Origin of the sequence: Microcoleus sp. BROC3 (assembly GCF_036702515.1) — a bacterium.
Lineage (GTDB): Bacteria > Cyanobacteriota > Cyanobacteriia > Cyanobacteriales > Microcoleaceae > Microcoleus.
In genome coordinates, this window is the sequence record NZ_JAUBTQ010000017.1 from 101328 (window position 1) to 113957 (window position 12630).

5 protein-coding genes are annotated in these 12630 nt (G+C 45.7%); 1 reads left to right on the forward strand and 4 read right to left on the reverse strand.

The genetic code is table 11. From position 1 onward, the window contains the following. The first annotated feature begins 26 nt into the window (after positions 1-26). Positions 27-992, forward strand: a complete 966-nt coding sequence (locus tag QUB30_RS13320; RefSeq protein WP_333333899.1) for a DMT family transporter — start codon at positions 27-29, stop codon at positions 990-992. A 79-nt stretch (positions 993-1071) separates the two neighbouring features. Here the strand turns inward: QUB30_RS13320 and QUB30_RS13325 are convergent, their stop codons facing one another. From QUB30_RS13325 to QUB30_RS13340, 4 genes are all read right to left on the reverse strand, one after another. Then, positions 1072-2229: a matrixin family metalloprotease gene (locus QUB30_RS13325; protein ID WP_333333901.1), complete on the reverse strand. Its 1158-nt coding sequence runs from the start codon at positions 2227-2229 to the stop codon at positions 1072-1074. A gap of 655 nt (positions 2230-2884) precedes the next feature. Then, the gene (locus QUB30_RS13330) at positions 2885-3430 is read right to left on the reverse strand and encodes a hypothetical protein (protein WP_333333903.1); all 546 of its coding nucleotides are present in this window, start codon (positions 3428-3430) and stop codon (positions 2885-2887) included. A 262-nt stretch (positions 3431-3692) separates the two neighbouring features. Beyond that, positions 3693-5054 (reverse strand): cytochrome 450, encoded by a 1362-nt coding sequence (locus QUB30_RS13335; protein WP_333333905.1) that lies wholly within the window; start codon positions 5052-5054, stop codon positions 3693-3695. Positions 5055-5379: 325 nt separating this feature from the next. Continuing rightward, positions 5380-12588 carry an FG-GAP-like repeat-containing protein gene (locus QUB30_RS13340; RefSeq protein ID WP_333333907.1) on the reverse strand — a complete coding sequence of 2403 codons (7209 nt, stop codon included), beginning with the start codon at positions 12586-12588 and terminating at the stop codon, positions 5380-5382. Positions 12589-12630: the final 42 nt, after the last annotated feature.

Sequence of the window (12630 nt, forward strand, 5' to 3'; positions counted from 1 at the left end):
CGATGTCAACACATTTGCTAAAAAGTATGACAGCCAAACTGGAATTAGCACAGCAACAGTCGTCCAGAACACCTGCTTGGATAGCAACTGCTTCATTATTTGCCAGCCTGATCCCCCTATCTTTAGCACCAATCCTCGTCAAACTGTGCGAACGAGAAATAGGTTCAAATGCCGTAGCATTCCATCGCGGCTGGATCGCTGCCATCGTCTTTGGCTTGTTGAGCACAGTTGAGGCTTTTGACCGCCAAAAATCCGATCGCCAACCTGTAGAACAGAAGCCTTTTACGAGACGAGAATTCGGGCTATTGGTAGCATTGGGAACTTTCGGAGCAACCTATTTCCTGCTGTGGTCTTTGTCGCTGACTCAAACCAACGTTGCCAACGTTACGTTATTTTGTGGTTTGAACCCACTGTTTGTCGGTTTGGGGGGGTGGTTGTTGTTAGGTAGGCGCTACAATAGCAGATTCATCATTGGCATGATCGTGGCAGTGGCCGGAGCGATCGCTATTGGATGGGATGACGTGCAGTTCGCCACTAACCAAGTACAAGGTAATGCCGTCGCCTTGCTGTCGGGGATTTGTTTTGCTGCGTATCTGATACTGCTAGAACTGCTGCGAGAACGATTTACCACGGCAACCTTATTGCTGTGGCGCTGCGCCTTCACGACTATATTTGCGTTTCCCGTCCTCGCACTCGCCGAAGAAAGATTGTTTCCCCATTCCTGGATGGGGTGGTTTTTCGTAATTTTGCAAGCTCTCTTGTGCCAAGTGTTGGGTCAAGGACTTTTGGCTTACAGCCTCAGCAGGCTGTCGTCAGGGTTCGTCGCCGTCACGCTGCTTTTCGAGCCAGTCCTTGCCTCAATCTTGGCTTGGGTAATTTTCTCTGAACGCTTGGGTTTCTTTGACTTGATAGCGTTTGTCGTGATTTTATGCGGTATCTATGTAGCTCAATCGAGTCAATCTGCCGTTAAAGAAACCCGCGAATTAGCGTAATTGATGGGTGAGAGCAGGTGGGCGCGATCGCCCGAGGAAATGCCCTTGCCATCATCTCTCTCAACTTTTGCGGCAGACCTCACCAAAGCATCACTGAGGCTTCACCACCAGAAAAGTTAGAGTACAAGCGGATTCTCAGCACATACCGCCGACCTTGATAAAGCCGAACATTGATTTGTGCATTCAAGTCTGTGCCACTGTCGTCGTCACCCGCAACATATTTGAGATCACCACTCTGATCCTCGAAAAGAACCATAACTGTATCTACTTTTCCGAAGGTTCCAATTGTATAGGTTCGGGTCGCAGAGGGTTTTATCGCAAAGTTTTTCTGTTCAGCAGGTGCGAGGGATAGAATCTCCGAACGGAAGGGTTTAAGTTCTGTATAACTCGAGTCATCAAGCGGGGGATAGAATAATCGTACCTGCAAAACATCCTGCTCGGAAAGTCCGCCAGCAGGGTTTAATCCGTTCTGGTACTCCACAGGTTTCTCAATGAGTCCCGCTGCAAAAGCGTAATGCATGATTGAGTTGGGGTCCCACTTTGACCCCTCCACTTCTCCTACTGCAAGCTTTTGGAGCACATTATAAAAAGTTGTATTTCGGTCCCACTCGTTAGGAGGAGCACCGAAATATTTATAAACGGCTTCTTCGTCCCATACGATACCTGCAAATGGGTTTTGGTGCTCGTGAGGGAAACCTAAGGCGTGACCTATCTCGTGAACGGGGACATCTACCCCACGGGAATCAGCCCGAAGATCCCAGCCGAAGTTCATGGTTCGTTCGCCTTGTTTAGGAATATCGATCGCATCGCGGCCAAGATACGACCAGGCTCCATCTCCTTGCACAAAGCCGATTCGTATCTCTGCCTCGCTGATGTTCCGAACCTCCTCAAACTTGATACCAATCCCTACCTTCTTCCACACCTCAAACCCCTGTCGCACGATCTCCTTCTGTTCGTTCCCGCCTGAATTGGGACCACTCTCAAAAAAGTAATAACGTAATTTTGTACCGTTAACCCACTTCTTCCCGAGTAACCGTATTAGACGAGCACGCTCCGGCGACACGCTCGGATCGAAAGTGCGTGGAGGAACCTTTGGCAAAGCACAAAATTTTTGTGCTTCTTTACCTGATGCTTCGCCACCTGAGGGAACTTTGATTCCCAGCTTAGCTTCAATTTGTTCGAGGCGTTTTAGTAATTGCTCAAGTTGATAAGAGTCGATTTGTGAAACTTTAGTCATGACAAATTCCTCCAAAGTTAATACCTAGGGACTTTAAGTCCAAAGAACCAGCTATTTTGAGAATGTTTGTGTTCATCTACCTGAATCAAGTGAGAGCACAGTAGATTCAGGAAAGAGAAACTGCAACCCTGTCACCAATGACCTAGATAAATGCGAGCTGTCGAGCTTGTGTAAACTGAATTAAATCCTTGTGAAACCCAGATTTTTTGTTATAATGATGAGTCTGGACGGAGAGATTTCCTACCCTCAATATCCCATGAGGAGATGGCGATCGCACTTTACAGAGAACTCGTGTTCCCCATTCTAGTTTCAAGCTTTACACTGTCAACGATCGATAGTCAGGACAGTTTTTAGCTATTAGTCTGAAACCTTTGATTTTCCGTTGGGATATCGATCGTGCAATCGCCGTGAAACCCTTATTCTACAGTTGCCAATCACACACTATCCGAATTATTGATAGGAAGAATTGACAACAGCCTGCTAGAGCTTGCTGCATAGCCTTTATAGGCTAGCAAATAAATGCTAGAGCTTGCTGCATAGCCTTTATAGGCTAGCAAATAAAACTGTGTTAGTGGGGGTCGTCGGTTCAAATCCCGCCGCTTCGATCGACAAAACCCGCCTAACGAAGCGGGTTTTGTAGTTTTGGTAAATATTTTCACTCTTTGGCAACGATCAAACAATCACTCTCAACTTTAGACAGCATATCTGGAAACGCTGAGGTGTAGTTGCCATCTTTGTCTACAATCCTGCGGAGTATATATCCGCTCTCAGCAGGCCGGCCGAAAAATGAGTTTCTGCGATACCAGATATCTCCATTCGGAGTGTTCGGATCTCGATCGATCAAAAAATCTACCAGCCACTCCGGCACAGACAATCCAAACACTATCGGCGTAATGTGCCCGTGCTGCAAAGTTGCATCGGAGAATCGGAACAAGTAGCTGAAGCGAGAAAATTTAACTAAATAAATTAACATCCGTCCCGCCATTGATGAATAAAATGTCCAGATAACAGGGTCAAAAACGCGCAGCAATAACGTCCGTTTGTCAGCATTCCAGTCTGAACTGTACATCGTCAGACAATCATCTGGTAAAACATTACCGTCCATAAAAAAGATACCTTGCAGGACTTCTGGTAACTCCGCTGGATTATCTACTTTCATCCAATTCGCGATGTCTTTTAGTTGCTTTTGTTCGATTAACATGGTATTATCTATCCTCAAAATAGTTGTGTTTTGGTTTCCTATTAGATACCCCCTTGATTTCTGAGTCGATCGATCGCTCAATAGTTTGTGTGGCGTGCGGTTTCAACTCACATCTTGCACCATTCTCAATAAGGCTTTTATGTGCGGGCAGGATGCCCACCCCACAAGCAATTGATTCTTTGTGGAACAGGCATCTTGCCTGTTCTTGAGAATGGTGTAATATCTCAGTTTCAACCGCTGTCCGATCGAGCTTTTGGATTAATTACCCGTGTAAATTAGGCTCAGAGCTTCGCCGCACTTTGCCTACCGTACTCACGACATCCACCAGCATCTTGAGTGCGACATCTTTACCGGGGCAAATCCGTCCCGCGCTGCGATCGCCCACCGAATGAAATCCCATATGAAAAGGGCACAGATTCTCCCGCTTAGGGTTGAATTCGTATACCGTAGAGCCCCAGAAACTCCCGTCTAGCAGCCCCAGACTGAGCGGTATCAGTACCTTGGTTCCTGCGGGGAAGGTGCGCTCTTTGCCCGCTACCGTTGCGGTGAAGGGCTCTGTCGCGACTCGGTGGGTGGCGCTGACGGGGGCCCAGAGGCGGGCGCATTCCAGGAGGAAGAGCTCGATCGACTGGCGATCGTCCAAATCGAGCCGATCCCAAAAATCAGTCGGGTTAATTTCGGCCGTCTGCTGTCCTTTATAGGCGGGGAGAGGGCGGTATCCCATTGCCGTATAGCCTAGGTGCAGGGGGCCTTGCAGTCCCGCTATCCCCATAATCGATGTCATCAGCTTCGCCAATTCCCGCTTAGTCATGCCGTTGTTTTCCGAGCTCTCCTCGAAGTCGGCTAAAGCTGGGGAATTCTCATAGATAGTCGCTGCACGCTCGATTAGAGCGGACAAATCCCCGTGTCCAAAGAGGTTCAGGCTTTGCAGGAGGTTGCCGATGACGGCGAAGTAGTGCAGCGGGCTTTGGCGAGTGTAATGCAATTCGGTGAGAAGTTCGATCGACTCTGAATCGTCTGGATTAATCCCAAAGATGACGTAGTGCAGGTATCGGACTAAAAATCCCATCCAACCCCGCTTGACATCGGTAAAAAATGCTCCCCCCGCACCGTGCGACATCTCGGCATAATCTGCGGCTAGCCGATCGAGCAACTGTCGGGCGATTTCGTCTCCCTGGCGATCGGTTGTGGCACTGTTGAAGAGATACTTCTGCATACAGCTTCGGAATGCTGCGTGGTTGCTGCTACCGTCAGTGGCGCGATCGGACAAAGACAGTAGAAAAAGGTTTCTGCCGCCGACATCTTGGTTGGGCGCGCGATCGGGATCGAGTACAGAAGTACCAAGCCGCCATCCGCGCGCCTGGGGCGATGTGAGTGCTTTTTCCAGCGTGTCAAACTCTCCCATCACGACTTGCCCCGCGCAGCAAAAATTGGCTCCGAAAGCCAGCCGTTTTATTTGCAAATAGGTGGGTTCGTTGGCAATCAAACCCTCAATCAGGGCGATCGGCGGTAACATCGTTTTGCTGAGACTTTCTTCCGGGTTTTGCAAAGCCCAAACCTGAAACTCGTTCAGGGCCGGGTTCATCAGCGATGAGAAAATAGTATCTAAATTTAGGTTCATCATAATTCCTCCGAGATCGACTCGCCATAACCCGCTTTGCATTTAGCAGCAAGAGGGTATTGAGCAGTAATATAGCGGGATTGAATACCCGCTTCATTGCCAAAATCAGTAAGTATAACTATAGCCATTTTTCTTTGTGCACGCAGTGGCAATATAGAGATAGTTTTACTGAATATGTCTGCGTCTAAGTCTAGCCTTTTTCCGGAGATTGAGTGGAATTTATAACGATTCCTGGTAAGTATATCTACTTTCTACATCTAAAGTATTAGCCCCTATCTCTGAGAGTCGCACATAAACCGTAGTTATGTACGACTACTTGCTATTAAATTTAGCCAAAATCGGCGACATTAATTAGACTGGACGACACCCCATTGAGAGATGCTAAAATTTCTCCGGTTGTTGACAAACGGATGAAAGTTGCACTGTTTTCTTGAGTAATTGACAGTTGGGAGAAAGTAAGATTGTTGCCTAGAGAAAGCAAATCTTTTCCATCTTCAAAATCCAAGATAATATCGATATCCGAATTGGGAGATAGCAAGAAGCGATCGCTCCCATTCCCTCCTATCAAAGTGTCATCTCCCTCTTCACCGAATAGGAAGTCGTCGCCATCACCCCCAATAATAGTATCATTTCCCTTGCCTCCGCGCAAAGTATCATTGCCAGTGCTACCCTCTAGCACGTCGTCGCCTCGGTTGCCAAAGATAATATCGCCACCATCGCTACCTGTAATGGTATCAATTCCCTTGCCGCCGTAAAGGGTATCGTCGTCAAAACCGCCATTGATTAAGTCATTGCCTTGATTGGCATTAATCCAGTCATTGCCGTTAAAACCAAATATCAAATCATTTCCCTTTTTGCCACTTAAAACGTCATCGCTGCTGTCGCCACCTAGAGTATCGTCGCCATCAGTACCGATTTTTTGATTGGGGGAATTGTTGACTAATTCTATGCCGCTGTCTGGGAAAGGTTCAGCAGCAGTGAAGTCACTGTTTATACTCTTGCGAATTGTGGGGTTATTGACGCTTGCAGATTGAATTTGTGCCTCTAAGGATGTGCCTGTATTTTCTGCGATCGCCTCCTGAATTGTCTTATTTCCGGCTGCGACTTGCTGCAAGTCTTTAGCGACTTCACCTTGTTCTACCTGTTGAACTTCGGCTATTTTAGTAGCTGCTTCTGAAAGCGGGAGGTTGCTAGATGCGATCGCCCGTACCCGCTGATTCCCTTCAGCAATAATTTTAGCAACTTCCGGTGCAATATCGGATGCTTTTTGTGCTTGCAGTTGAGTTGCAGCAGACTGAACGATGGTTTGTAACTGTGCGGGATTGGTTAAATCGACAGCCCCGGATTGAATTTGATTGGCAATAGTGGAAATAATGCGATCGGCAATATCGGTTTTAGAGTTAGCCGAAATCCCGCCGATTAAAATTGTCGTCTGAACAACAAGGTTTTGTACCTGAATGTGTGCTGCATAAACCGCCAAACCGTTCGGATCGTTTTGAGTAATTGCTTGTAGCGGATCGTAGCCAGTCAAATCAATTGTTGACGGCAATCCCAATGCTGCCTTAACTTTAGTCTCTGCTTCATTAGGATTGATACCTTGTGCAACCATCTTCTGCATCAGAGTAGTTAAAGGCGTCACAACAGTAGCATCGGGTGTCGCTGTTAGTGCTGTTTGCTGCGGCAAATAAGTAGCGGTACTAATACCGTCTGCAACGACAAGTCTACCTTCATCTTGTTCGAGTTCGCCGCTATTATTTTTGTCAAAATCGGGGAGAGAGACATCTAAATTAAAGCTGCCATCCACGTTAGTAATAGTGAACGGTTCTTTTTCATCTTGGATGCCATTAAAGTTAGCATCAAAGAAGACTTTAGCTCCCGTGAGGTAACTGTTAACACCGCTACCGCTGTTTCTTGAACTTTCTCCAGTGCCAAATTTGGCTATCTCAAATGTGGCAAAGTTTTTCTCATATACAGTTTTTTCTAAATCGATATCTCCTAAGAATGTTTCTATTTTAAAACCGACTTTGACTATAGCACCCAGGTAAGCATTAACTTGACCAGATACGTCAAATAATTTCCAAGGTTCACTGAGGCGTGGAACAATTTCAGAACCTCGAAGTTTACCATCACTTGTCCCATTACTTTCTCCACCATCTACCAAATCAATTCCTATTTGTCCCTGAATTCCACCTTTGACAAAACCAGAAGCAAGGATGACATCGATACCCAGACCGGCTGCGATATTCGCGTTGATTTTGAGTTCCTCAACATCTGCGCCAGTACCGTCTGGATTTGCGCGATCGCTCACGTAAAAACCATCTAAAACTTTGTAAGCTGATGACGGAGAAAATTCATCGTCTTTCCATTCTTTTAATCCATAAGTATCGTAGCCAAAGGCGAGGTGTGCTGAGGCATTAAAGTTGCCTTCAATTAACCCTGCGATTGGCCCAAATATAAAAAATTGTTCCCGAAAATTGAAATCTACTCCCAGGGGAGGCATATCGTAGGTAAAAAGGACAACATCTGGTTTTCCTAAAAGGAGTTGAATCGCTGTTTCTGGCTTGGTTAAAATTGGCAAGTCAATGCCAGGAACACTCTTGAATTTATTGACAAAATCTTTTTTGTTTCCGCCTGTTTTAGAATTAATTTGTTGAGAAATATCGGAAACGGAGTTTGTCAGTATCGGTGTTGTGTTTCTGAGGCTAGAGTTGGGCTGGGCAACATCAATATTCCCTAAACTATAGGAACCTAAATCGATCGCAATATTTCCTGAAGAGTTTGACAGGCTATTTGCCAATTGCGATATCTCGTCGATTTTGATAACTGCATTTAAAAAGTCAGTAGCAACATTCCCCCCGGATAATTTAGTTGCCAGTTCCAAGAGCGAAACTTTGCCATCTCTATTGTTATCGAAGGGATCGCCAACGCCAATTTCTGACAGTAACTTAGTGTCTGTATTTAGGAAATCTAGAACAGGTCTAAATGGGTCGAGAATATCAGAAACAGTGTTAAGTATTGGTTTAGCCAAGTTACTGATAAAGGTTCCTAAGTCGAGTTTGAGGTTGTTAAATGCAACTGTCGGGTTAGGCAATCCGGTAAAAAAATTGTCGGTAGTATTTGATGGTGAGGAACCTAGCAATTGATTTGAGGATGACGACGAATTATTTAATTGACCATTTTTATAATTAATCAGCGGCCAATTGACTGCCAAATCAAAGTCAAAAGATGGAAAAGCAGCATCGCCGTCGATGCTAGTTTTGCCGTGCAAACCGAGATTGGCATTACTGGTTAAGCTAGAGTGAAATAAGTCTTCTAACTGATAGCTGCCGTCTAACTCAGACAAAGTTAAACGATTGCCATCATCAGTACCGCCTAGATTATCCAAATCATTTAACTTGACTTCAAAGTTGGCCTCAAGTTGAGTTGGGTTTTCAGGATCGTCGGTAAATTCAGCTTGTAAAAAAGCGAGGTTAGCTTGAACCTTGAAATTCTCAGGAAGTGCTAACTTAAAGTTAGCGTTTAATTTGGTATTGTCCGTATCGATGTAGCAGCCAAAATCTTTGTTGTAACCGACGCCAATAGATAATTCATAGTCAAATCCCGATTTTTGAGGTGTCTTGAAAAGACTAGCAACTGGCGAAATCACACTCTGAGAAGGAACGATCGCACTTAACTGAACTCCATTACTACTATCTATAACAGGTGCTAATTCGGCTGAATTACTGATATTGGAATTGAGGCTTGATGCTTCTAGATTATTGGATAAATTGGCAAAACGAGAGAGATTGGTAGTCGGTGAGAAGGCGACAACTTGATTCGATAGCTTCGGAGGCTTTTTGACTTTCAATCCGAGTGCTGGCAACCCTAAATCTTCAGCAAACTTAATATCATCTAGTTGATATTTTTTGCCAATTTTAATGACTAAGTTACTGTCATTTGGATTTAAACTACTTTCGACTTTAACATCGAATGCCGAACCAACAGCCTCCCGAATGCTATTTTCTAGCTGACTAGGCGTGAAATCGGTTGCATTTTTAACGGTATTGACTAGACTATTTTTGAAATTGCTAATAAAATTCGGATAAATGTCGCTTAGTCCTCCTAAAATTGGCAGTTTGAACGCATTCAGTTGGTCGTTAACAATGTTTTCCAGTTTGTCTAATCCTTTTTCTAAACCGCACCAAAGGGTTTCGTTATCGGTATTAGTAACGGCGACATCTGCTGCATTTAAGCCGGAGTATTTACTGTCATTGCTGACAGCAGGGCTGGTAACAATGGTGTAAGCTTTATTCCCGTCAGCAACACTGTCATTAACACCAGTTACCGTCACCCTCTGCGCTTGATTCCAATTAACAGAATTGAAGGTAATCGATTGTGGGGAAACTATTCCCTCTGCTGTATTGGAACTTCCTAAATCTATTTTGACATCCGCAGTAGGTTGGCTGTTGAGTTTGACATTAAATGTGGCTGTTTGCCCTGCTTCTGTCGTGGTTAATCCACTTGCAGGATTAACACTAATTCCAGCAGGTGTCGGTGTTGGAGTTATCGGTGTTGGGGTAGGAGTTGGAGGTGTTGGAGGTGTCGGTGTTGGAGTTGGAGGTGTTGGAGGTGTTGGAGGTGTTGGAGGTGTTGGAGGTGTTGGAGGTATTGGAGGTGTCGGTGTTGGAGTTGGAGGTGTTGGAGGTGTTGGAGGTGTTGGAGGTGTTGGAGGTGTTGGAGTTGGAGGTGTTGGAGTTGGAGGTGTTGGGGTTGGGGCAGTGTCGTTATCAGTAATGGCGACATTAACAGGAGAAATTGTGATGCTGTTATATTTAACATCGGTACTGGTAGAAGTATGCCCGATCGCCTCGCTGTGATTCCCTTCAACAACGGCATCGTCTGTAGCGATAACTGTGACTGTTTTGGCAATATTCCAGTTAGTGCTGTCGAAAGTAACCGAGGCGATCGCATTTATTTGATTCCCTCCGTCAAAACTGACAGTGACAGGTGCAGTTGGCTGCGAATTTAGCTTAAGTGTATAACTCCCAGTTGCACCGTCTTCTGTAGCATTAGTGCTGGCAGGATTGATAGAAACGCCTGCTGTATCCTTGTCGCTGTTAGTGACGCTAACATCAGCCAGAGTGAGGTTGTTGTAATTGCTGTCAGTGCTCGCTGCAGCGGTGACAATCTTGTAAGCTGTATCTCCGTCAGCTACACTGTCGTCAACACCTGTCACCGTGACTGTTTGTGATTGATTCCAGTTATTGGGAGTGAAATTCAGGCTTGGTTGAGAAACTTTTCCTTCTGCGGGATTGGAACTGGTAAGTGCGATCGCGACTGGTGAAGTTGGTTGTGTGTTCAGGAGAATGCTGAAATTAGCAGTGTCGCCTGTTTCTGTTGTCGTTAATCCTGCTATCGGATTAACTGTGATGCCAGGAGTTTCGTTATCAGTATTTGTGACGCTGACATCGGCGGGATTGAGATTATTGTAATTGCTGTCTGTACTGACAGCCGGATCGGTAACGATATTGTAAGTTTTATTGCCATCAGCAATGCTGTCGTCAACACCAGTCAACTTTACTGTTTGCAGTTCATTCCAGTTCGCAGGCGTGAAAGTTAAACTATTGCTAGAAACTGTTCCTTCTGCGGAATTGGAACTACTGAAACCAAGAGTAATGTTAGCAGTAGGTTGGCTTTTAAGTTTAACTGTAAATGTAGCAGTGCCTCCTGTTTCTGTTGTGGACAGTCCGTTTACAGGATTGATAGTAAAGCCTGGACTGTCATCGTTAGTAATAGTAGTGCTAGCAGTAGCAGTAGTAATTGTAGGTGCAGGGTCTGGTGCAACAGGATTTGATAAAGTAACGGTAATGGTTTCATTAGGTTCGATCGCGCTATCCCCTAAAACATCAAGAGTGATAGTTCTGGATGTCTGGCCAGCAGTAAAATTAATCGTACCAGTCGTGCCAGTTGCGCCAGAAGTGCCGCCGATATTGTTGTAATCGCTGCTGTTTGTAGCAGTACCCGCGAGTGCATAATTTACACTGCTGGCAGCATTGATTCCACCGCTGCGAGTCACAGTGAAAGTAACAGGAGTTTTGCCACCGGAGTTGCCTTCGGCGATACTGGCATTACCAGCAGCAACAGTGTAAGCTACAGCATCGTTAGCCGGAATAGTCAGTGTTGATTGATTTGTTGTACCTGCAATCCCATCAGTAATCGTACCAAAGCTGAACACCGCTGTTTCGGAGTTCTCTGGGATATTGTCAGCTTTGACAGTGACAGCAACATTCTGAGTCAGGGTGTTGGTACCTGCACTGAATGTGAGAGTGGCAGGTGAAAAAGTGTAGTCTGAATTTTGGGTAGCTGTACTGCTGGGGTTAAGTGCGATCGGTACAACTACATCGCTGAAGGGAGTGCCGCCACTGATCTTGACGGGGACATTAACGATGGTGTCTGTTGTTCCTTCAGTACCGCTGTAAGTGGCTGCACCGAAATTCACCTCAACGGTGGTATTCAGCAGGATCGAGACATTGTTAGAACCGCTATTGGCGGTGGCGAGATCGGGTTTGTTGTCGGCGTTAAAATCTTTGATGGCGATCGCTTTTGGATTTGTCCCGACTGCGTAGTTAATGGGGTTGCCAAAGGTGCCTTGACCGGTTCCAGTTAGAATAGAAACGTTGTTTGATTGATTGTTAGCCACGGCGATATCGAGTTTGCTGTCGGCGTTTAAGTCGGCAACTGCGATCGATGTCGGACTATTGCCTCCTGCTGTGTAGTTAGTGGCACTGCCAAAGACACCTTGACCAGTTCCAAGTAAAATGGAAATGTTGTTAGAAACGCTGTTGGTGATGGCGAGATCGAGGATGTTGTCACCGTTAAAGTCTCCTGCGGCAATGGATGTGGGATTAGTCCCAACTGCATAATTTACCGGGATTGAAAATCTGTCTGCACCAGCGCCTCCCGTGTTCAGTAGGATGGAAACGTTGTTAGAAGCGCTGCTGGTGATAGCAAGATCGAGGCTGCCATCGCCGTTAAAGTCTCTCGCTGCGATCGCGGTTGGAGTTGTCCCTACCTGAGATATATTTTCTTCAATAGCAAAACCGTTGCCTTGAGCGTTTTGTAATCCGATGGAAACGCCGCCATTAATGTCTGCTACAACTATGTCTGATAAGTTGTCTGCGTTAAAATTTCCTACGCCGATCGCACTCGGCAGCTTTGTCCCGGCGCTAAAGCTAGTGGAGTTGCCAAAAGTACCTTGACCAGTACCCGGTAAGATGTAAACGGAACCACTAGGAAATTCTCCACCAGACCAGTTAGTTACGGCTAGGTCTAGGAAATTATCGGTGTTAAAATTACCTGATACGATGGGAGTACGACTGGATTGATTCACGTTGGTGGGAGTGCCAAATCCTCCTTGGCTGTTCCCTATTAATAGGGAAACAGCGGTTCCGCTGCTGATGGCTAAGTCTGGGATATTGTCGTTATTAAAGTTTTCGGCAGTCAGGGATTGGGGATTTGTGCCTGCAGGAAAGTTGGCAGCGTTCTTGAAGGTAGACATGATTAATTTCCCTATTAGTTAACAACAGTAATTTTTGATGTT